The sequence below is a fragment of the Levilactobacillus koreensis JCM 16448 genome, from assembly GCF_001435525.1.
Lineage (GTDB): Bacteria > Bacillota > Bacilli > Lactobacillales > Lactobacillaceae > Levilactobacillus > Levilactobacillus koreensis.
This window is the reverse complement of record NZ_AZDP01000034.1, coordinates 30,935-53,602: the sequence shown is the minus strand read 5'-3', so window position 1 is coordinate 53,602 and position 22,668 is coordinate 30,935. Positions and strand designations below refer to the sequence as shown.

The 22,668-nt window shown below is 50.2% G+C and carries 15 protein-coding genes; 9 read left to right on the top strand and 6 right to left on the bottom strand.

Going from position 1 to position 22,668, the window contains the following annotated elements; all coding sequences use genetic code 11:
- Nucleotides 1–415: 415 nt before the first annotated feature.
- Nucleotides 416–3,124, bottom strand: coding sequence for a YfhO family protein (locus FC99_RS02590; RefSeq protein WP_048734677.1), 2,709 nt, complete (start codon nt 3,122–3,124; stop codon nt 416–418).
- Nucleotides 3,125–4,212: 1,088 nt separating this feature from the next.
- Between FC99_RS02590 and FC99_RS02585 the strand changes: the two genes are divergently transcribed.
- The 5 genes from FC99_RS02585 (at nt 4,213) to FC99_RS02560 (ending at nt 12,231) form a co-directional block, all read left to right on the top strand.
- Nucleotides 4,213–4,905, top strand: coding sequence for a response regulator transcription factor (locus FC99_RS02585; protein WP_048734679.1), 693 nt, complete (start codon nt 4,213–4,215; stop codon nt 4,903–4,905).
- The gene (locus tag FC99_RS02580) at nt 4,895–6,250 is read left to right on the top strand and encodes a sensor histidine kinase (RefSeq protein ID WP_048734681.1); all 1,356 of its coding nucleotides are present in this window, start codon (nt 4,895–4,897) and stop codon (nt 6,248–6,250) included. The genes FC99_RS02585 and FC99_RS02580 overlap by 11 nt, the downstream gene beginning before the upstream one ends.
- Nucleotides 6,251–6,754: 504 nt before the next feature.
- Nucleotides 6,755–7,720: a LacI family DNA-binding transcriptional regulator gene (locus FC99_RS02570; protein WP_048734684.1), complete on the top strand. Its 966-nt coding sequence runs from the start codon at nt 6,755–6,757 to the stop codon at nt 7,718–7,720.
- Nucleotides 7,721–7,926: 206 nt separating this feature from the next.
- Entirely contained in the window at nt 7,927–9,300 is a 1,374-nt protein-coding gene (locus FC99_RS02565; RefSeq protein ID WP_048734685.1) for an SLC45 family MFS transporter, read from the top strand.
- 675 nt (nt 9,301–9,975) lie between these two features.
- Entirely contained in the window at nt 9,976–12,231 is a 2,256-nt protein-coding gene (locus FC99_RS02560; RefSeq protein ID WP_048734687.1) for a glycoside hydrolase family 65 protein, read from the top strand.
- 561 nt (nt 12,232–12,792) lie between these two features.
- On the opposite strand, the gene FC99_RS02555 is transcribed toward FC99_RS02560, so the two are convergent.
- From FC99_RS02555 to FC99_RS02545, 3 genes are all read right to left on the bottom strand, one after another.
- Entirely contained in the window at nt 12,793–13,227 is a 435-nt protein-coding gene (locus FC99_RS02555; RefSeq protein ID WP_048734688.1) for a hypothetical protein, read from the bottom strand.
- A gap of 428 nt (nt 13,228–13,655) precedes the next feature.
- Nucleotides 13,656–13,925, bottom strand: a complete 270-nt coding sequence (rpsN, locus tag FC99_RS02550) for a 30S ribosomal protein S14 (RefSeq protein ID WP_048734690.1) — start codon at nt 13,923–13,925, stop codon at nt 13,656–13,658.
- 381 nt (nt 13,926–14,306) lie between these two features.
- Nucleotides 14,307–15,338, bottom strand: a complete 1,032-nt coding sequence (locus tag FC99_RS02545) for an aldose epimerase family protein (protein ID WP_048734691.1) — start codon at nt 15,336–15,338, stop codon at nt 14,307–14,309.
- A 289-nt stretch (nt 15,339–15,627) separates the two neighbouring features.
- Between FC99_RS02545 and FC99_RS02540 the strand changes: the two genes are divergently transcribed.
- Nucleotides 15,628–16,437, top strand: coding sequence for an alpha/beta fold hydrolase (locus FC99_RS02540; protein WP_048734693.1), 810 nt, complete (start codon nt 15,628–15,630; stop codon nt 16,435–16,437).
- Between the two features lie 48 nt (nt 16,438–16,485).
- Here FC99_RS02540 and FC99_RS02535 read toward each other — a convergent pair whose 3' ends face one another.
- A complete protein-coding gene (locus FC99_RS02535; protein WP_048734694.1) occupies nt 16,486–17,304 on the bottom strand; it encodes a Cof-type HAD-IIB family hydrolase in 819 nt (272 codons plus the stop codon).
- Between the two features lie 269 nt (nt 17,305–17,573).
- Here FC99_RS02535 and FC99_RS02530 point away from each other — a divergent pair, with 269 nt between their 5' ends.
- From FC99_RS02530 to FC99_RS02520, 3 genes are all read left to right on the top strand, one after another.
- On the top strand, nt 17,574–17,957 hold the full coding sequence (locus FC99_RS02530; RefSeq protein WP_048734697.1) for a MarR family winged helix-turn-helix transcriptional regulator: 384 nt from the start codon (nt 17,574–17,576) through the stop codon (nt 17,955–17,957).
- Between the two features lie 148 nt (nt 17,958–18,105).
- Nucleotides 18,106–19,965 (top strand): glycoside hydrolase family protein, encoded by a 1,860-nt coding sequence (locus FC99_RS02525; RefSeq protein ID WP_048734699.1) that lies wholly within the window; start codon nt 18,106–18,108, stop codon nt 19,963–19,965.
- Between the two features lie 649 nt (nt 19,966–20,614).
- Nucleotides 20,615–21,040 (top strand): Spx/MgsR family RNA polymerase-binding regulatory protein, encoded by a 426-nt coding sequence (locus FC99_RS02520; RefSeq protein WP_048734701.1) that lies wholly within the window; start codon nt 20,615–20,617, stop codon nt 21,038–21,040.
- Between the two features lie 212 nt (nt 21,041–21,252).
- On the opposite strand, the gene manA is transcribed toward FC99_RS02520, so the two are convergent.
- On the bottom strand, nt 21,253–22,227 hold the full coding sequence (gene manA, locus FC99_RS02515) for a mannose-6-phosphate isomerase, class I (protein WP_048734703.1): 975 nt from the start codon (nt 22,225–22,227) through the stop codon (nt 21,253–21,255).
- Between the last annotated feature and the right edge of the window lie 441 nt (nt 22,228–22,668).

Here is a 22,668-nt window from a genome sequence, read left to right as displayed (position 1 = left end):
CGTATCTGCCGACCTCTCGGCTTATACAGTGTTCTTAGGCGGTGAAGATAATGCAGACGTTATCGATTGGACTGAAAGCGCTAAGTCTCCACGTTTTCCGACCATTGTCGTGATAAAACACGATTGGCGCCGGAGGAGGACAGGGATGTAGCCAGCCGTGAAAATAGTGGTCGCTGTGAGCGACCACTATGGGCGACTTTTAAGACGTGTTTTTACGGCTTAAAAGCGAGCGAGAAGACTGGTGTTTTTCCAGTCTGAAGCGTCCCCACAGCAGGCGAAATCCCTGTCATCCGTAGTGCGGCAAACTTACACTAATTTAATGGTGCGAATGCTTACCGATACTGAGGCGAGATGGGCATTTCATCTTTCGACCTTACAAAAAGGACGGTAACCAGCGTCACCGTCCTCAGGAAATTTATTCTTTATGATGATGTTTGCCCACAGGTCGTAACCATTCGACCGTGAACCAGAAGAGCAGGAACAGAACACCACTGAGCAGGCTGATCAAGGCCCCAATCTTGAGCCCTGGCGTCTGGTAGGTCAGGGTGACATGATTGTTACCAGACTTCAGCGGTACGCCGATCATACCCTGATACGTCTGTTTGACGGGGATCAGGGATTCGGCGTGCATGACGGACTTGATGGCAACGGGCTTCCCGTTGACCTTGGCCGTCCAACCGGGGGTATCCGGAATCGAAACGTACAGCAGCTTGCGGTCGGCCGTGCCCGTGACGTCGCCGGAGAGCCAAGTCACACCACTGTTGACGCGTAGCTTGTAACGTTGCTGCTTCAGGCTAGCGACCAGCTGCAGGTATTTCGCCTGATTGAGCGTGGCAAACTGGTTGCTGTAACCCGCTGCGGGTTCCTGCGTCACGTAGCTGATGGTCATGACAGTCCCCTTGGTGTGCTCACCGAAGTTGATGATGTAGCGGAAACCGTCGGCGTTGACGAGGGGTTTCGCTTTCTTCCCGTTGACCCTTAAACTCGAGTAGGTCAGCGTATCGGATGGCGAATAGCCGTGTAGCAGGCCGGTCGCGTTGACCCGGACGGTAAATGTTTGGAGATACCGTGGTCCTGGCAACTGTGTACGCTTGGGAATGGCGGCCAGGTCGCTGACACTTGCTCGTTCCGTGGTTACCTTGAGCACGGAGACTGGTGCCAGCGTATCCTTGGGTGCGCCAAGGGCAGTGAGGACGCGTTGCTGATTGGTCAACGCCTGTTGGTCAGCCAATTTTAACTGGGCCAACTTGTCTGGCACGGCAAAGCCGATACCCGCGTAAGAGTTGAGCGCGTTGACAGCTGGTTTCTTATTCGCATTCAGCCGGTATTTAATCCCGAACAGTGTGTCGGTCAGGTGGGTGTAGCCCTGAGAACTGATCCGGCGAACGTTGGGACTAAAGTAACCTAGGTCGTGTTGGAAAACCCGTGCCTGTTCAATCAACGTCGAGCTATACGAGCTGTTCCCGGCATATCCATAGAGTAGCGAATCGTTGTAGTGATTATATGCGCCACTATAGGCCGCGCCAATCTGGGAATGAAGGAACTCGATGCGGTGCAGGTTTGGTTTACGCCTAGTGGCCGTGACCTTGCTCAGCATGGCGGCATCCTTCTGGTAATATTTTTCAAATTGGGTTTGCGACCCGAAGCTAATGCCATGCGTGGCTGCTAGGAAGTTGCCACCCAATTCAAACGAAATAATTATTCCCATGAGGCCAATGCGAATCGGTCGCCATTCGCTTATAAATAGCAACATCGTGTTGACCAATAAGAGGGCCAAGGACAACCACAGTAAATGAAACTCGGGTTGGCTTTGGAGGTAGAGGTCGTTGTTGTAACTAGGCAAGGCCCGCGCCCAAATGCGGGGGATGACCTGTGCGGACAGGTAGCCGATGGTCAATAGCCCGGCCGCCCAGACCAGTGCGAGCACCTTTTGCGGGTCGTTCATGGTCTGCGACGGGCGCGTTTGCCAAGCACGGTAGGCCGCCGTTAACGCCAAGAATGTGAAGAAGTAGACGTTACGGAACGGGAAGCCGGCCGGTTGTTGGAACATGTGCCAAGCGGTGTTGAAGAGGGTGATGAGTAACCCCAATCCCATGGTGATGAGCAACCACATCGTCCGCCGCTTTTCGACCGCGAGGATCTTGGGTGACACGAAGTAGACGATTAAAAGTAAGAACATCAAGGTACCCATAAACAGGCTTGGTGCGTGGTACAGGTGCGTGACGTAATTACTGCTGCCGAGGCCAAACTGGGCCAGAACTTCTGGTCCAAAAAGCGGTGTCGGCAGGTAGTTATTGATGAAGACGGTACTCTTTCCCGTCAGTAACATCCCCAGCGCCGTTGGGATCAAGACGATCATGGCCATGCCCCCGGCGAGCACCGACCCGATCAAGAACTGCCGAATCGCCGCCCAGTGCATCCGCCAAACTTCTTTAAACGGCGTCGCGGTCGGCTGATGTTCAACGACTAAATAGATGAAGTACATGACCGAAAAGAGACAGGTCATGTAACCCATATAGTAGTTGGAAATGATGGTTGCGGTGAGGCTTAACGTGTAGAGGCCATAATGATGCAGGCTGACTAACCGATGCAGCCCTAACGCAACCAGTGGTAACCAAATCAAGGCGTCCAGCCACATCATGTCGTAGAAATACATGGCGGTGAAGCCACACAGACTGAATGCGGTGGAGAAGAGAATCAACGACCAGCCGCTTCGTAAAAAGGCGTGCCGGATGAAAATAGCCATGGTCAACCCAATCGTGCTGATTTTTAATATGATGATCCAGGTGACCGCCAGCGGGAGTTTCGCCGCCGGAAAAAGAAAAATTAACAAGTTAAACGGACTGATCACGTAGTACGTGAGTAGTGGAATGATCCCGCTGCCCGTCCCCAATGAAAATGAAAAGAGATGGAACTGTCCTGTCGTGACGGTCGACCGCAGATATTCCAGAATCGGAACGTACTGTGCCCCCATGTCACTAAACATCAAATTTCGGTTGCCGAATGGCGTGATCTTTAGTTGCCAGAAGATAACGACCATGATGGCAAGTGGTACGAAAAATGCCCCCAAATACACCCAACGGCTGACTCTTAGCGCCGCGAGGGTGTTTCGCTGCTGCTTCATGAAAACCCCTCCGTTAATGACAATCAAGATGTCTGTCCTTAATAGAATACCATGCAGACTGCTTTGACAAAAGTCTATCGCACTTTTCGAACAGTTCCGTGAACAACGGGTTAATCTTGGCAAAAACTTAGCCTTTAGTTAGGTGACAAAACATAAGCTTTACGTGGTGGTGAGGATGGTGTGGAATTACCGCACTGCGGCGGCCAGGGATTCCGCCTGCCATGGGGAACGCCTCCAGCCTGAGGAACGGGCTTCCGGCTCGCCTCAAAGCCACGAAAAACACGTGTCTTCGAGGTCGTCCCACGCTGTAAGCCGGGAAAGAACCCCGACAAACAGCGTCGACACGGCTGGCTCCATCCCTGGCCGCCTCCGGCTCTGATTGGCTTTTCCAATTTAGAAGGTTTAACCCAAATCGTAGTTGGTTTTCCAAGACGAATTTATGCCGACTTTGCGGCGATATTAAGTTATTCAGCGCCGCAAATTTTTTTACATATCGCGCTATGGATGGCGGGGGAGCTTAAGGTTCCGTTATCGTTGAGCCTGTAGACTGTAAATTTAAATGGAAGTTTAGCCCACTTAACGGTCATTAATTGATGGAATGAAGTGGCGAAAAGTATTTACCTAGTTTAGTCGTTAATGTCCAGTAGAACTGGGTGAAAGCAATTGTGTCGTGACTAGTGTTGCGGACATGTCTATACTGTAGTAAGAGTACGAGTAATTTTTGACAGCACATGATAAGAACTAAAATTAATTATTACAAATAGAAGTAGTAGTCAGAAATAATTAAGAGATATCCCGCTGTAGCTGAGAACTCAGTTACTACGAGAAAATATGCTGAATTTTCTGGGGGTGCTCGTCGTAGTCGTAGGCTGGTAGGTACGGAGTTCAGTGTCGGTGGCGTTAGTCGGCGTTTTTTGAGCCGGCTTACACCACTGGCCGAGCTTGAAGACTCGTTTTTTGAGGCTTCAAGTCGCCCTGGAGACCGCTTCTTAGGCTCCAGGTCTGCCTCACAGAACGGAGTACCTACCAGCCGGAGACGAAGACCAACCCAAGAAAAAATTCAAGAGATTTTAAAGGAGGAGTGCCCGTTGCCGACCACAGCGAAAGTTTTAGTTGTCGAAGATGAGCGTGAATTATCCGCAGACATTGTTGAATTGATTAAGCCGATTTGTGAAGTTACAACCGCTTACGATGGGGAACAGGGAGAGTTCTTGGCGAGTCAGGATGTCTTTGACGCCATCATTTTAGATCTGATGTTGCCCGGCGAGAGTGGGTTGGATCTGTTGCTGCATATTCGCAGTCAGGGTGTGAAGACCCCCGTACTGATTTTGACTGCCAAAGATACGATTGCGGATAAGTTGCGGGGCTTTAACGATGGTGCCGATGATTACGTGACTAAGCCATTTCACCGTGAGGAATTGTTGGCGCGGATGAAGGCGTTGTTGAAACGGACCGGCCATCTAAATGATAGCGATACGATATCTCTAGGCCAATTAGAGATCAACACGAGCAAACATTTAGCAACGTTTAACGGTGACCCCTTGACGCTTAAGGGCCGGGAGTTTGATCTGCTAGCCTATCTGGTAGCCAATCCCGGAACAATCATCACCAAAGAACAGATTTTCAATCGCCTCTGGGGCTTTGACTCGGAGACTAGTCTCTCCGTGGTCGAAGTGTACATGAGCAACTTGCGAAAGGAGCTCAAGCACGCCGGTAGTGACCTGTCGTTGCGGACTATCCGCAATGCCGGGTACATTGTGGAGGCCCCAGATGAGCAATAAGGTCAATCGGGATCAGCAACGACGCCTGTTTCTTAGCAGCTTTATTGGGTTCACTATCATCTTCTTACTGCTGGGCGTAATTGTGTTCGTGCTATTCAGGCGGGCCATGCTGACCAGTACGGACCAGGCCTTACGCGTAGAACGTTCGGCACGATTGGCGGGGCCCCCCAAGCAAAACGCGAATAAGCTCCAACCATTTTCGCAGCGTAATCAGCAGGCGATGCAGGCACAAAAGCGGACAATTCATCCGTTCATCACGACCACGTTGATCTTTGACGATGCCGGGAAAATCATGAATGAATCTCAACTGGGGTCGCGCTATGACACGTTGCGGGGAATCACCTTGAACCGCTCACAGGTGGACCAGCTGCATACAATCGTAGTTGGTGGCAAGTACAATTTCCGAACATTACTGGTGAAAATTCCCAAGAGTAACGCGGATAAATCGGTGGCCGGTCGCTACCTGTTGATTATGGAAAATATTGACCCGCAAAAGGCCGCTATGAGTAACTTTACGCGGGTTATGCTGATCACGGTGGGGGTGTTCTGGCTCCTGTCGATCATCATGAGTATGTGGATGTCGCGGCTGACCATGCGCCCAATTCTGCGGTCGTGGGGTCGCCAGACCGAGTTTGTGGGAAACGCCGCGCATGAGTTGCGGACGCCGCTGACCATCATTCAAAATAAGTTGGAGATTTTACTGACCAAGCCGAACGATAAGATTATTGATCAGGCTGAAAATATCGCCATCGCCAATAGCGAAAGTCAGCGACTGCAGAAGCTCACGCAGGACCTGTTGGCGTTGGCTCGTTCCGACTCAAATACGCTCCAGACGAACTTCGAGGTGACCCATGTCGCGTCATTTTTAACGCATACGGTCGAACCGTACACGGAGATCGCCGCGAGTCAGGGGAAGAAGTTAGTGTTAGCGCCAGTGACGGATTTTAAGACAACACTGGATCAAAGCTTGATTCATCAGCTCATGAATATTTTGATCGATAATGCGCTGAAGTACTCGCCGCGTGACAGCACCATTACCATTTCGGCCAAGCTGGTCGGGCGGAAATGGCAACTGATTGTGGCCGACCAGGGGATTGGCATCAAGACCGGTGACCGCAAACGGATCTTTGACCGGTTCTACCGTGTCGATACTTCGCGTAGCCGTCAGACGGGCGGTAACGGTCTCGGCCTGTCGATCGCCCACTGGATCGTCAATCTCCATCACGGGGCGATCACGGTCAAGGAAAACCAGCCCCGGGGCAGCCAGTTCGTGACGACCCTGCCACTGAATCCCAGTGCGGGCATCACGACGCGTCATGGCAAGACGCAAAAGCGAGAAGAATAAATTGTTTGGCAAAACTAAGCGTTGCTATTGTCCGATTTAGGATAGTGGCAACGCTTTTTGGCCATGGGATTTGATGGCATTCTAACTGGATCAGTTCACCCAATGATATTGGGATGGGACCACCTGCTCAGTACGTAATTGAACGGAGTTAGATGGACTGAACGTCTGTCATAGCTGGGGACAATCAGAGCCGGAGGAGGACAGAGATGCAGCCAGCCGGGGAATCCCTGGCAGTCGGAGTGCGGGTCAGCCACCGATTTGGCCAAAGGAGCTTACCGAACAAAATGGGGGTCAATCGTTCGGCCCGTATGGGAAACAGTTTCAATGGGGGCGCTTATATGGTAAGATTTAAGGCATTAAGAGCACGGCGGGCCAGCCAGTCAGTTTAAGCGCAACGGCCCGAGTTTCAGCCGTTTATCAGGCCATGGGGTAACGGGGATGATGTGGTTATCTCGTGGTCAACGGTCGAAACTGTCTAAGCGTATAAGGAGCTTCGAAATTAAAATGTTAACTATCCGTGATATTGCTGCCAAGGCGGGGGTGTCGGTCTCGACTGCCTCGCGGGCACTTAATAATAATCCGCGCATCAGTCAGGCGACCCGTGAACGCATTCAGGCGTTGGCCACCGCTGAGGGGTATTTACCAAACTATAATGCTAAAAACTTAACGTCCGGGGAAGCTAACGCCGTCGGGGTCGTCTTTCCCACTGAAGACCACAGCTTACCCGAGAACCCATTTTACATTGACCTGTTGCGCGGTATCAACGCGGAACTGGTCGAGCGGCATTACGTGTTGTCCGTGGCAATCAGTAAAACGGCCGAGGATCTCTTGAAGAATGTGAAATCAATGGTCGCCCAGGGAAAAATCAAGCGGTTCGTTCTTTTTTACGCGCAGAAGGACGACCCCATTGCCAACTTTTTGCGGCAAAATCAGTTGCGGTTCGTTACGATTGGTCAGCCCGTCGACAATGCCAATGACGACTTTGTCGATAACGATAACCTGCAAGCCGGCATTGGGGGCGCCAATTTTCTCTTGAATCAATTGGGCGTCAAACACCCCGTCTTCGTTGAGTCCATCCACGACTGGGCGTATGAAGAGCAACGCCGCGCCGGTTACGAGCGGGTCGCCGCTAGCTTCAATGTGGAACCCTTGACCTGCAAGTTGGGGCCACTCGACCGCGTCAGCCGCTTCATTAAGCAGCATCCAGAAATCGATGGCATCATGGCGACCGACGATTTCAACGCGATTGAATTTTATCGGTTGGTTCGTGAACAGTTCGGCGTGCGGCATTTCCCAATCGTCAGCTTTAACCAGTCGCTGCCAGCTGGATTGACCGATGCTGATTTACACTCGGTCAATTTGTTCCCGGAAAAGATGGGGTCGGCGACGGTGGCGTTGCTATTCAGCGACCGTGAGCCGTTGGAAACGAGTACGCCTGGTCAAATCAAAATTCCGTACGAAATTAAATAGATTTTTAGGGTCGGTCCGATTGGCGATAAAGTCAACGGACAGGCCTTTTTTAATTGTCACGAATTGGAAAAAGTAGACCAATTTTTGAAAAAAAGATTTGCGCAAACGGTTGCATTAAAATGAAAGCGGTGCCATAATAACACATGTACTTAAGTGATTTGCCATTATAGTTTAAAAGATATGAATTAGTTTGAGGAGGTAGTCGTATGTCAGAAAACACAGCTACAGCAACCACTACACCAACTGAAAAGCATAAAAGTGGTTTGCCAACACTGTCTGCTAGCACGATTTGGATGATCAACTTTGGTTTCTTAGGTGTCCAAACCGCCTTTACATTACAGAGTTCCCAAATGAGTCGGATTTTCCAGACCATTGGGGCTGACCCGAACAGTTTAGGGTGGTTCTTCATTTTGCCACCACTGGCAGGATTAATCGTTCAACCAATCGTGGGATATTATTCCGACCGGACCTGGGCACCAAAATTTGGTGGTCGCCGGTTGCCTTACCTGTTACTAGGAACCATCGTCGCGGTTATCGTGATGTGTCTGCTGCCAAACTCAGGAAGTATGGGCTTTGGTTACGCGTCCCTCGCGGCCTTACTATTTGGGGCGATCACCGTGGCCTTCCTGGACTTGTCATCTAACGTTGCCATGCAGCCATTCAAGATGATGGTTGGGGATATGGTCAACGATGACCAGAAGAGTTACGCTTACGGGATTCAAAGCTTCTTATCCAACACGGGTGCCGTTTTAGCCGCCATCTTACCATTCTTGTTTGCTGCGATTGGGATCGCCAACACGGCCAGCAAGGGGGTCGTTCCTGCAACGGTTAAGGTTGCCTTCTACGTGGGGGCCGTTCTCTTGGTCATCACGAGTTTGTTCACCATCTTCCGGGTCAAGGAATACGATCCAGATACTTATGCGAAATACCACGGGATCACCAAGGAAGATAACGCTGAAGGTGGGAACTGGTGGACGTTACTGAAGTCCGCTCCAAAGGTCTTCTGGACCGTTACGCTGGTTCAATTCTTCTGCTGGGTTGCCTTCCAATACCTTTGGACTTATTCAGCCGGTGCCATTGCTTCTAACGTTTGGCACACGACGAACGCCGCTTCTGCCGGTTACCAGGCTGCTGGGAACTGGTACGGGGTCTTGGCTGCCGTACAATCTATCGCGGCCGTTGCTTGGTCTTACCTGTTAGCTAAGTTACCTAACAAGGTCCACAAGTTGGGTTACGCTGGTAGCTTGGGCTTAGGTGCTCTTGGATTTATCTCCGTCTTCTTCCTGCACAACCAATACGCCTTGATCGTTTCCTTCATTCTGGTCGGTATTGCTTGGGCGGCGATGAACACTTACCCATTGACCATGGTTACCAACGCCTTATCTGGTGCGCACATGGGGACTTACTTGGGCTTGTTCAACGGGTCGATCTGTTTACCACAAATCGTGGCTTCCTTAGCCAGCTTCGCCCTGTTCCCATTATTGGGTGGTGCCCAAGCCAACATGTTCTTGTTAGGCGGGATCATCATGGCCATTGGTGCCTTATCCGTCTTCACCATCAAGGAAACTTACCGCGCTTAGCATGAATTGAAAAGAAAATCACAGACGTTAACATTAACTGATACGAGTTGTATGGGTCGATGTTAGCGTTTGGTCGTCACAAGCAATAAGAAATAAATTAGTGAAAATTGCCGCACTCCGGCTGCCAGGGATTCCGCCTGCTGTGGGGAACGCCTCCAGCCAGAGAGCGGGCTTCCAGCTCGCCTGAAAGCCGCAAAAATCACGCGTCTCTCAGGTCGTCCCACGATGTAAGCCGGGAAAATACCCCGACTAACATCGTCGACACGGCTGGCTACATCCCTGGCCGCCTCCGGCTCAGATTGACCATTACCACTACAGGGTTAAGGTCGTTCGTGCTTGTCATGTGACACTTGCAAGCTGAGCGATAGGGATGGTCGTTATTGTTGCCAGAGAGCAACAGTGTAAGCCGAGAGGTCGCCAGATATGGGCTCAGGTGCGTCGTTCTGCTTAGTCGGCGTCCCTGGCCGGCTTAGCAGAAGGCCAGCCTTGGAGACTCGCGATTTTCGAGGCTTCAAGTTGTGCCCGCACCGTTCCAGCCCATAGCTGGCGGCCGGTAAGGCGAGGAAAACACTAGACTGTCTCTCAACAAATGAATAGGTTTGTCGTACTTGAAACTTACAATAAGAACTGTGTTAGCAATCCGCAGTCGAATCGTAGAAAAGGAGAATGTTTAGCATGAAACGAATTTTTGAAGTGCAGCCGTGGAACGTTATTACCCATACGTTTGACCCCAAAGACAAGCGCCTCCAGGAATCCATGACCAGTCTTGGTAATGAATACATGGGGATGCGTGGTGACTTTGAAGAAGGTTACAGTGGCGACTCCCTCCAAGGAATCTACTTGGGTGGTGTCTGGTATCCAGATAAGACCCGGGTCGGCTGGTGGAAGAACGGTTATCCTAAGTACTTTGGGAAGGTCGTCAATGCCGTCAACTTTATCAAATTACCGATTGAAGTCAATGGTGAGCCCATCGACCTTGCCAAGGACCAAATCAGCGATTTCACGCTGGACCTCGACATGAAGACGGCCGTTTTGACCCGGTCATTTACCCTCGAACGGGGCGAGACGCGGGTGGCCTTCAAATTTGAACGGTTCTTAAGCGTTAGTCAGCAACAACTTTCCGTTCAACGGGTCAGCGTCAAGAACCTCAGCGATACCAACGTTGATATCACCATCAAACCAAGTATTGACGCCGATGTTAAGAACGAAGAAGCCAACTACGACGAACGTTTCTGGGACGTCTTAGCGACCGACCAACAAGCCGACAGCGGGAGTATTGTTGCCAAGACCACGCCGAACCCATTTGGCACGCCTCAATTCACTTCTGGCATGGAAATGCGGATGGTCACGGCTCTCAGCAATGTCGCTGTGACCCAACCGAACGACAAGGAAGTTGTGACGGCTTATACCGGCAACTTAGCGCCCCAAGCCGAAACACAACTGGAAAAGCGCGTTATCGTCGTGACCTCGCGGGATTACGATACGCAAGAAAAATTGACCGCCGCGATGCATGACTTGAGCGCCAAGGTTGCCCAAGAAAGCTATGCCGACCTGCTACAAGCGCATACCGATGTTTGGGCTGCCCGTTGGGAAAAGTCCGACGTTATCATCAAGGGCGACGACGAATCGCAACAGGGGATTCGCTTCAACCTGTTCCAGCTGTTCTCCACCTACTACGGGAAAGACTCGCGGTTGAACATTGGGCCAAAAGGGTTCACTGGCGAAAAGTACGGTGGCGCGACCTACTGGGATACCGAAGCCTTCGCCGTTCCCGTTTACCTCGGGATCACGAATCCAGAAGTGACCCGTAACCTATTGATGTACCGCTACAAGCAACTCGATGGCGCCTACATCAACGCCAAGGAACAGGGCTTAAACGGGGCCTTGTTCCCAATGGTCACGTTTGACGGGATCGAATGCCATAACGAATGGGAAATTACCTTTGAAGAAATTCACCGGAATGGGGACATTGCGTTCGCCATTTACAATTACACGCGGTACACCGGTGATACCAGCTACGTCTTGCATGAAGGGGCCAAAGTTCTGAGCGAAATGTCTCGCTTCTGGGCCGACCGGGTTCATTTCAGCAAGCGTAACCAGCAGTACATGATCCATGGGGTCACGGGCGCTGATGAGTATGAAAACAACGTCGACAACAACTGGGACACGAACATGTTGGCCCAATGGACGTTGAAGTACACGCTGGAAATCTTGGGCCAAGTCGACAAGGAAACCGCCAAGAAGCTTAACGTTTCTGACGAGGAAAAGGCCAAGTGGCAAGACATTGTTGACCGGATGTACCTGCCGTATGATAAGGACTTGAATATCTTTGTTCAACACGACGGCTTCCTCGACAAGGATATCGAACCAGCCAGCTCGATTCCTGCCGACCAACGGCCAATCAACCAACACTGGTCATGGGATAAGATTTTACGGTCGCCTTACATCAAGCAAGGGGACGTGCTCCAAGGTATCTGGGACTTTATCGATGATTACACGCAAGCACAAAAGAAGGCTAACTTCGACTTCTACGAACCACTGACGGTTCATGAATCTAGCCTGTCACCAGCCATTCACTCTGTCTTGGCTTCCGACTTGGGTTACGAAGACAAGGCCGTTGAACTGTACTCACGGACGGCACGGTTGGACCTGGATAACTACAACAACGACACCACGGATGGCCTACACATCACGGCCATGACCGGTGGCTGGATCGCCGTTGTTCAAGGCTTCGCTGGCATGCGGGTTCGCAATGGCAAGCTCCACTTTGATCCGTTCTTACCTAAGACTTGGACCAGCTACACGTTCCGGCAGGTCTTCCATGGTCGCTTGATCGAAGTCAGCGTTCACGCTGACGGGCCACACTTCAAGTTGATCAGTGGCGATCCCCTCACCATCGACGTCGCCGGCGCGGATGTTAACTTGAAATAATCACTTGGGTTGTGACCGTCTCCGGCTGCTGGGCACGCCATCCTGTGAGGCAGACCTGAAGCCTCGAAACCCGCGAGTCTACAAGCTTGGTCTTCTGCTAAGCCAGCGGGAAAAATCACCCACTGACTAAGCAGAACGACGCGCCTGAGCCCATATCTGCCGACCTCACGGCTCAGATGGTCGGTTTCACTTCAATTTAATACCGGTCGGAGATCATTCTCAGGCTGACTTGAAAAATCAGATACAACATGAATCTTGAATCGGTCAGGGCTGACAACGATTTGAGTCGCAGCTTAGAAGAAAAAGAAACGCTTCATCAACGAGTTAGGTTGGTGAGGCGTTTCTTTTTGTATGTGGTGGTTGCTATTGAAATGGTTGAATTGATTGTCGTTTGGTTGCCATCCGCTGGGAATGAGTGGTGGCCAGTAAGTTGGTCCGGGCTTGTAAGTAGCATGCGCCAGTACGTAAGGTGTAGCTACCCGTTACCGCAAGCGCCCGCTCGAGATGTTTCGTTGCCAGTGGACGAGCTGTTTAGAAAGTTTCAGCATCAATCCAATTAATTTAGAAGTCCTTTGGCAGATTCTCTTGTTGCTGTTGCTTGGCCTTGACGAGGGGCGCGTCTTCGTGCCAGAAGAGGAGCCATTCGCCGCTGGTGGTCAGACTTTCTAGTTCAAGTTGGTTGTCGATAAGTAATTCCTTTTCGACCCGTTGCTTGAAGGTCGCAATCATGACCTGAAAGACTTGGAAGGTCTGGTTGATGTCGCCACCACCCATATCGATCATTTCGACGTGGAACTGGTTGCGGATTTCATTTTCGATGGTGCGCAGTTGCCGTTCGGTCTGGCGCGCCAATTTAGGCTGATTGTGGACATCGAAGGCCATGGCGGGTTCGACGCCTACAAACTGGGCGTTGATCTTAGGTGTTTCGATGCCATATTGTGACGAGTCGCCGCCGAACAGGTCGAACTCGCGGATAACCGTTAAAACTTCATTCATGTTAGAAAACTCCCTTTAAGTTGATTGGATGGGGTGGGCTACTGATCGTCCAGAATACGACCCAACCAGTGCCCAACAAGTTATGTACCATACTAGTCACCATTATACACGTGGCAGATAAGGCGGGGAAATTAATCAATAGAAAACCCGCAACAAACGGCTAAATCAAGGTCGTTGGTTGCGGGTGATTTGGGTTGTGTTTGGCACGGCCAGTTGCGGAATATGGGCGACTGTTCGTGGTGGAAATGGGTGCTCTCAGGGCTGATTCCGCGGGGTGTCAGGGGAGAGCACTGAGGTAACGTTGCCGAAACGTGTTCCACAAGGCAACTCCCTCCGCTTAACCCCAAGTAGCACCGAACCGGGTTCCCCGGTTGGGCACTACTTGACGTTAATGCTCAGGAGTTAACCGCCTTGTTCCACACTCTACTCTACCAACTAGCCTTCTTAACACCCGGAATCTTCCCGGCATGCGCCAGTTCCCGGAAGTTCAGCCGTGACAGGCCGAATTTGCGCATGTAGGCGTGGGGCCGGCCATCTAGGTGGTCACGCCGGTGGATACGGGTTGGTGAAGCATCGCGGGGGAGTAGAGCCAGTGCGGCGTAGTCGCCGGCGGCTTTTAGCTCTGCACGGCGTTCTGCGTAACGGTCAACGGTTGCGGCGATGCGTTTTGCTTTCGCAATTTTTGATTTCTTTGCCAATGAATGAAGTCTCCTTTGAGTAATAGATGATGAAACGAGTTGTGAGACACCCAGTAGTGAACGCCTCGGTTTTTAGAGTCGCTATTCAAGCAGTTTAAATGATAATAATTACGTTTTACTAACTTAGCATGTGCGCTGAGAACTGTCAATTATCTCGACTCGGCGGTTAGACGGTAAAATAGTTTAGGGGTTGGGTGATTTTTAGTGTACTTCTCAAAAATCGTATGATAGACTAATTGAAGAACTGTGGTTTTACTATTAGCTAGTTTTAATGTTTAGGTTAGATAAGGTTGACATTATCACGGTTGACGTCCTAGTGAACATGATAATAACGACAAAAAGAGTCTGGGATTTTGGTCCCAGACTCTTCACTTACACGAATTAGTAGGTAATGTCGTATTTGATCTGGTAGCTCTGCGTCTTGCCAGCAGGTAAGGTGATGTCGCCAAATTCCGGATGGTTCGGTGAGTCTGGCAACGTCTGTGGTTCGAGGGCGACTCCCATGTAAGGTTGGCCAGCACCGGCAGCAAGCTTCATATTTGATGTGAAGGAGTTGGCGGTGAAGACGACCAAGGCGTTGCGGTCGGACTTGATGGTCAACGACCGGTTCGATTGGGGATCAATCAGCTTAGCAATCGTCTTGTCGGCGGCTGGAGTGACGTGGTAAACGTCATCGAAGCCCTTTTCGGGGATGTCTTGCATGCCGCGGATGGCTTGACCGAGGTTTTGACCTTGGGCGAAGTCAAATGGCGTGCCAGCGTTAGCGACCATTTTCCCGGTTGGCAATTTTTCGCTGTCGAGGTCCAAGTGTTCCTTACTGTTGACCTGAAGGGTTTGACCAGAGATCAATTGGTCATCGCTCAGGTTGAAGTAGCAGTGAGACGTTGGGTTAAACAACGTGGTGTCAGTCGAATTGGCTTCGAAAGTCAGGGTGACTTCATCGTGGTTGTCTAACGTGTACGTCATCTTGGCGGTCAAGTCACCCGGATAAGAGTCGTCGCTGGACTTAAACGTGTGGGTCAACACGATTTTAGCCAGTTCAGGGTCACTAGCATCTAACTCGCCGGCCCAATTGACCGTGTTGAAACCGTGGGGACCACCGTGAAGCGTGTTACGGCCTTCGTTGGTGTCAACGTTGTAGGTCGTGCCGTTCAGTGGGAAGGTCCCCCGAGTGATACGACCACCCGTCCGGCCAATGCCCATGCAAACGTAGAAGGGGTTGTCCAAGTAGTGGGCCATCTTGTGGTAAGACAGGACCAGATTCTTGTCGCCCTTGTTGGTGGGCACGGAGAGGGCGTGTAACGTTGCTCCCCAGCTTAAAACGGCCAGCTTAACGCCGTTGTCGTTTTCAATCGCATACTCAGTCACAGCTTGATCTTGATACGTATCCCAATGTTTCGTCGTTGTTTGCATAGTAAGTCCTCGATTTCTAATGTAATAAAGCGTTTTCATATTTAGTTCCATTATAAATTTTTATACGGACAACTGTCAACTGAACTTCCGATAAAAATCAATAATTGACGGACGGTTTTGGACAAAATTAGTCAAAATGATGATGATTACGCCGTTTTGCGATTATTGGTTTGTGCGGATAAATTTTAGTGAACAAAGGTTAACTAACATAAATGTTGACTGAACTAATTTTCACTTGTACGCAATCGAAATAACTGGCATAATAGGTGAGCTACTGGGGGCGTTTAACATGATCAAAAGATGGCAGGTGGCAGTGACACTAGGCCTGACAAGTTGGCTAGGTTTGCGGTGGGCAACTCGGCCGGGGCGGCCAGAATCCTTGGCAGTCCGGCGACCAGATGTCCGCTATGCGGCGATACCGACCTTATTTATTCCGGGTTGGGGTGGTGGCGCGCTTACCTATAACGGCATGTTGCACTGGTTCGCTCGGCACGGCTATGGTCACAAGGTCGTCACGATTCGCGTCGACTGGGCCGGCCACCGTCATTTTTCTGGGAGATGGGATGCACAGGCGACTAATCCCCTGATTCAGGTGTTATTTGACCATAGCCTGACGCGTGACTATCAGCCGCAGGTCCAGTGGATCACGGCCATTCTCAGGGATCTTTACCGGGAGTGTGGCGTTCGCCAGTATAATCTGGTGGGCCATTCCTGGGGCGGCAGTGCGGCGGTGAACAGCCTGGTCTTGCACGGGCCTGCGCCGGATATTCCCCGGTTAAACCGATTAGTGCTGCTCGGGACACCGGTGAATGAGAGAACGGCGCGGCACCCCGTGGATGCCACGTTTGAGCGTCTCAGAGCCGCCCGGCATCAGTTACGGGCCAACGAACAAGCCCAGCTCTTTAACGTCTATGGCACGCTCCCTGGGCGCCGTACGGATGGGTCCGTTCCGGTCCAACAGGTCACGGCTTTGCGGCAAATTGTTGCCGGCAGCGCAGTGCGTTACCACGAACAGCACATTGCGGGTTTAGGTCATGGTCGATTGCATTCTGCCCGCCGGATGTATCTGCTGGTGGCCCGGTTACTGTGGGTGAATTAAAAAAGTCACCGGCCAAATTAGGCCAATGACTGAAAGGTTTAGGTGACTTTAAACTTCACCTGCTAAAATAGCATCGATAACGTCTAGTACACCATCGTGATTGTTGTCGGTAGGGGTCACCAAATCGGCGACGTTGCGGACGGCTTCAGCACCGTTACGCATTGCGATGCCGAGGCCAACGTGGGCGATCATTTCTTTATCGTTTCCGTTGTCCCCAAAGGCGGCGACTTCACTGGGATCGATTCCCCAGGATTTGGCGAGTTGCGTCACGCCGACAGCTTTATTCATGTGTGGTGCGATGATGTCGATACTGCCGAAGCCACTGGGAGTCGCGTGCACCTGACCGGCAAACCGGGTGTTTAGCTGGTCGACGACGTGCTGGACCGAACCGTGGGGCCACTCGCCGTTGACCTTGTAGATGGTGTCGTTGACATCGCGCAGATCATCGACCGTGACCAGGTTGTTAAAAAAGTAGTTCTGGGCATCCAGGTCGAGTGGCTTACTGTCACGACTCACGTAGGTCCCATGAGCGCCGGATAACCGGAATGCTTGGGGCCGCAAAGAGTCGTCGCTCATCAGGGCGTCCACGACAGCGTGGGCCACGTCGGTAGGGACCGGCGCTTCGAACAACGTCTGGTGTTGGTCGACAATCAAGCCACCGTTCTCGGCCACGAAGGACTGAACGGCAGGGGTGGCGGCGAAGATTTTGTGTAGGTGGCCAATGTGGTTGCCACTAGCGACCGCGAAGCGAATGTTGGCGGCCTTTAAACGGTCAAGTTGCGCCGCAAATCGCTGGTGGTTGTATTGTCGCTGGTCGTTTAGAAACGTTCCGTCGACGTCGGTTGCAATCATTTTTATCTGTGTCATACCAGTCTCCCTCGATTAATTAAAGTTTAAATATTGTTAACTTTAATCATAAGGGGTTGCTACGGGGAATTCAATGCCGTAGTTTGGTGTAAATATAACAAATTGATTGCAATCACTAGTTTTTTCATTCGTAATGCTATAAACTATTAATGAATCGGTAACATAAAGACTGAAAATAAGGGCTATAATAAATGGTTAGCGGGTCAGAATAGTAACAGCTACTGGTTCTGGTCCCTCTAGTCTTTAATGTGGAAAGGAAGAGTAATTCAATGACGCAAACTAACGATTTAAACCAATCCTTGGAATGGTTCTCACAACTCCAAAAAATTATGCGGCCAGTCACGACTATCAAAACGGAGGACATCACAATCTCCCTGGAACAATTTAATCTGTTACACGCCATCACCGATCAACGTGAAGACTTCACGCCGACGAAGTTTGCCGGTCAGATCGGTGTGTCTAAGTCGATGATCTCTGGTCAGATCTCGCGGTTACTGCGGGCTGGTTTTATTGAAAGCATCGCGTCACAAGTGGACCGCCGTCAACATAATCTAAAGTTGACGCCAGAAGGTGTTAAGGTTTACACGCAAGTCCGTGGCCAAGTGGTTACGCGGTTAAACGGGTTGCATGACGATATCGCCAAATTAATGTAAAGCCAAGTTAATTTACAATTAAAAAATGATTCCCCTTTACGTCCGGAATCTTTCAATCGTGTGACAATTAGGTTAAGATGACCCAACGCTTTCATCTCTTAGCTTATAATGGAATCGATGGAAGAAATTTGGAACTGGAGGGGATTTTTTGAAATTGAGGGCAAAATTTGGCCTGTTCGTGTCCGTTGCTGTGGGAGCAACGTTACTGGGACTAAATGTTAATTCAGTAACACCACGACTAGCCACTGGGGAAACTGTTGCTTACGCTGATACCACGGTCAACGCCGTTCATCAAGGCATGACCGGTGATTCCAAGACGAGTAACAACGACGCTCTACAGAACTTGATCGACAAATGGGACAACGGTGCCGTAACGGTGCACGTGCCAAAAGGGACCTATGTGTTTGATGCAGGTAACATCGTGCTGCATTCAAATATGACCTTTAAGTTTGATAAGGGAGCCGTCTTCCGGATTACGGACGGCAACCGGGTGAACTTCGTCTATCCAAGTCCGGAAGCGGGCTACGATGGCGGGATCAGTAACGTTACTTGGAAGGGCGCCACGTTCCAAGGGGACAATATGGAAGCTGGTCAAAGTGTGTTCACGCAAAGCATTCACCATGCGAAGAACATTTCGTTTGACCAATGTGTGTTCGATAACGCCGAATCGCCAACTGGCCACTACATCGATATCGATGGGAGCCACGACGTGAACATCACGAACTCCGTGTTTACTGGGTTCAATGGTTCCCAAGACTTTAAGGAAGCCATTCAGGTCGACTATTCGAACAAGAAAGCCATGTCCCATAAGAATCCTGGCGACAAGTACGATAACCTGCCAAGTTACGATGTGACGGTCGACAACAACCAATTTCTACCGGTTTCAAAGAAGTCCGGGCAGGTTGACTCCTACGCGCCCAACCCAATTGGTGAACACGCCGTTTATGGTCACGGAGCTGCCGGAATCATTCACAACGTCTACTTCACCAACAACACGGTCGTTGACCCTAAGCCACTATTAGATGATGGGGTCGCAACGATTCACTTCAAGTGTGTTTCCAACCTGTGGATCACGGGGAATAAATTCATTAACCAACACGTGTTGGGTTCTGGGAACTACATTTACCTCTATAATTCTGAACCTGGTTACCAAATGTCGAACTTAAACATTACAGATAACACGTTTACCAACGTTAATCCAACGAAACAATACGTTTATCTCGATACGAAGGATACCACTAACCCGATGACTGATGTGACGATTCAAAATAACGACGTCACTACCCAACATAAGGGCTCGACCTTCGTGGACAGTAACTTCCCACTGACCGGGTCTGGGATGACCATCGATAAGAACAAGATTACCGTGGGCAAGGTCGTTTCAACGGACGTGACTTCACAACAGACGATTACCGACACGACGGTTGATAACACGGCATCAAGTAATAGCAAGCCAAAGCCTAAGCCAACGACCTCACAAAAGTTGAAGAAGCGTAAGCAGACCAACAAGAATGAACAGTACGTGGCTGGGCTAGCAACGCAACACGCCGAGTTGGCAAGCAACTACAAGACGTATTCACTTTATAACCATGTTCGGGGACACAAGAACTGGAACATCATGAAGTTTGATTGGAAGAGTCTAAAGAAGAAGCGGGTCTACATTGATATGCGGGCCACGGCCGATACCGGTAAGTGGTACCGAATTCGTCTTAGCAAGAATGCAACGACGAAGTACTGGATTCGTGCGGGCGCCTTGGACTTTGACCAGTTTGACAATGAAGTTTACGATCGTGACCTGAATTTAATGAAGATCTACCCCGTTTACACGCGGCCATTCAATGATCCACTCTTAGCTAAGCAAAAGGGGACCACGGCCGATATCGCAGAACGGCGCATGACAATCACGCACCGGGTTAAGCGGACGGATTCTAAAGGCAATGTCACTACCTACTACCAGATGGCCAATGGTCTCTGGACGCGGGCACTGGCCTTTGACTTAGATTCATAGAGATAAGTTCGCATGAGTTCGGGATAAAACTCCCAACTCACGGATTGAAAAGGACTGCTCTGAGAAATCATCGATTTCTCGGAGCAGTCCTTTTTTGAAACTATGAGTACACGGTAGATGCTTGTTATCGATATTGAAAAATATATCCCAATTAACGAACGATATTACTAGCGAGAAGTCTGGCCACATTTCGTCTACTGCGTGCACAAGACGTTCTATGCCAATTCTAATATTTCATAGGCGCTTGCCGGGCAGCCAGTTCCGTTTAGTCAAAATTAATCAGTTTGTTCAGTAACAACTTTTTTGGCGAAAAATCGTAGAATTGATTTGCGTCAACTGAAAAAATAATGTAAGCTGTTACAATACTAATAGAACAACATTTGGTATCTTCAAAAAAAAATCAAATTTCGGTCGCAAAACCGGTGCATTCACCTGTTAGAGTGAAGTTAAACCCAGAGAGTTGGGGTTTATAGATAATCGCTAACCAGTTAATTTCTTGAGAAAGTATTAAAAGGTGACTGATACTGAGAGTTATGGGTTTCATCATTTCCTAATGTGGTGTACAATGATTAACATAATTAGCACTCAAACAAAAGAGTGCTAATCTGAAGTACCTCATCGAAGACAGACAAATGGAGGGCGATTCTATATGATCAAAATGTACTTTCACGCTAAGACAACGGCGGTTACTAAAGCTATGAAGTGGCTTGCCAACCACGATGCCATTTTCACCGCCCGTGACATTAAAAAACAACCATTAACGAGAGACGAGATTCTTTACATGCTGTCTCTGACTGAAGAAGGGACCGATGACCTGATTTCAACGCGGTCTAAGGCCTACAAGGCACTTCCTGCTTCCGTTCAAGATATGGGGATGAACGAACTCGTTGATCTCTTGCAAAAGAATCCGGGGATCTTAAAGAACCCAATTGTGGTCGACCGCAACAAGTTGGCGACCGGGTTTGACCTCGAAACCATTCGTGAATTCGTACCTGCTGCTTACCGGAAGAAAGAACTGGCTAGTTTCTTCAAGATTCTAAACGGTGGCAACAAGTTGGGCGTTTCACCAGCTTAATAGAAGACTATTGATTAAAAGAACGTGGGCACAAGGTGGTTAGTCGATGAGCATTAACGTCGCTGGACGAATAATCCCGGTTTGGGATGGTTTGTCTAGTGAGGTTAAGTGGAGTTGACGGCCTTTTGGCCCACGTTTCCGTCATATAAATTCGGAGATACCAAAGCGAGTCGGGGATTTTGTCCTAGACTCGCTTTTTTTATTATTTCTAATTAGACGATCTTCGGTCCCGGTGTCGACGCAATGATTTCCAACGCCTCGCCGGTGACCGTCCAGTGTTGAATTGTGGACGGCAGGATAAGGTGGTCTCCTGTCTTCAAGGGATAGGTGGTGTCATCAATGGTGAGACGCCCAGTCCCATGGAGTACAGAGACCAGTGTGAAGCTCGTTTGCGGCTGATCAAAGTGGCAGGACCCGGTTGGCAGGAGCCACTGATAGACACCGAAGTAAGGGCTCTTGATAAATGTTGTGAGGGTCGCGTCTTCCCTGGTTGTCGTCGTGCGTTTCAACTGGGGATCGACCTGAGGAACACTGATCACGTTAAGGGCATCGGCGATATCGAGATGTCGCTTCTGGTGTGTCTTGGGTGAGACGCGGTCGAAGTCGTACAAACGGTAAGTCGTGTCGGAACTCTGCTGCGTTTCGAGTGCTAAGACGCCCTTGCCTAGGGCATGAATGGTGCCAGCGGGGACGTAGACAAATTGACCAGCGTGAATCGGAATCTTCCGGAGCAACTTATCCCAGTCTCCCTGGTCGACCCAATCGTTGAGTTGCTGGCGGCTGGTCGCGTTGTGGCCGTAGTACAGGACGGACCCCGGTTCCGCCGCAATGATGTACCAGCATTCCGTCTTCCCCAGCTCGTGGGCGTGGGTTGCCGCGTACTGGTTGGCGGGATGAACCTGGATGGACAGATTATCGTGGGCATCCAAAATTTTGACTAGGAGGGGAAAAGCACCACTGGTATCCTTGTTGCCGAAGAGTTCGGCATGCCGGTGCCACAGGGTATCGAGCGCCATGCCGCTAAAGGGACCGTTCATGACGTGGGTCAAGCCATTGGGATGACCACTGATGCCCCAGCATTCGCCGGTCTGGACCGAGGGAATGTCGTAGTTGAATCTACTATGTAATCGGGTACCGCCCCAGATTTTTTCATGAAATACGGGACGCAGAAATAAGGGTTCGTTCAATACTGTCAGACTCCTTAATTCAAGATTGACTTAACCAATAACCTGTTAATTAGTTGGTTTGCCTTACTGAAAAGTCTAGTTGTTTTGCGGGTCTTTGTAAACGGTTGCATTAGTTGGCAATTCTTGTTTTAGGTGTTCAGACCCAGTAGTGGTGGTCTAGTCTGTCCTAAAGATTATAGAAAAACGCGTTGAAATTGTCTCGGTGACGAACAACTTCAACGTGTTTATTGTCATTACTAAAGGTTGAAAGATGAAATACCTGTTCTGCCCCAGTATCGGCAAGGATTCGCGCCATTAAGATAGTGTGAAATTACCGCACTCCGGCTGACAGGGATTCCGCCTGCTGTGGGGACGCTTCAGACTGGAAAGTCACCAGTCTTCTCGCTCGCTTTGAAGCCACGAAGACTGCGTGTCTCCAAAGTCGCCCGTGGTGTTAGCTGA

Bases quoted from the DNA above. Each gene is read 5' to 3' on its own strand.
- FC99_RS02590 (WP_048734677.1), bottom strand. From the start codon at position 3,124: ATGAAGCAGCAGCGAAACACCCTCGCGGCGCTAAGAGTCAGCCGTTGG.
- FC99_RS02580 (WP_048734681.1), top strand. From the start codon at position 4,895: ATGAGCAATAAGGTCAATCGGGATCAGCAACGACGCCTGTTTCTTAGC.
- FC99_RS02570 (WP_048734684.1), top strand. From the start codon at position 6,755: ATGTTAACTATCCGTGATATTGCTGCCAAGGCGGGGGTGTCGGTCTCG.
- FC99_RS02565 (WP_048734685.1), top strand. From the start codon at position 7,927: ATGTCAGAAAACACAGCTACAGCAACCACTACACCAACTGAAAAGCAT.
- FC99_RS02560 (WP_048734687.1), top strand. From the start codon at position 9,976: ATGAAACGAATTTTTGAAGTGCAGCCGTGGAACGTTATTACCCATACG.
- FC99_RS02555 (WP_048734688.1), bottom strand. From the start codon at position 13,227: ATGAATGAAGTTTTAACGGTTATCCGCGAGTTCGACCTGTTCGGCGGC.
- FC99_RS02545 (WP_048734691.1), bottom strand. From the start codon at position 15,338: ATGCAAACAACGACGAAACATTGGGATACGTATCAAGATCAAGCTGTG.
- FC99_RS02540 (WP_048734693.1), top strand. From the start codon at position 15,628: ATGATCAAAAGATGGCAGGTGGCAGTGACACTAGGCCTGACAAGTTGG.
- FC99_RS02535 (WP_048734694.1), bottom strand. From the start codon at position 17,304: ATGACACAGATAAAAATGATTGCAACCGACGTCGACGGAACGTTTCTA.
- FC99_RS02530 (WP_048734697.1), top strand. From the start codon at position 17,574: ATGACGCAAACTAACGATTTAAACCAATCCTTGGAATGGTTCTCACAA.
- FC99_RS02520 (WP_048734701.1), top strand. From the start codon at position 20,615: ATGATCAAAATGTACTTTCACGCTAAGACAACGGCGGTTACTAAAGCT.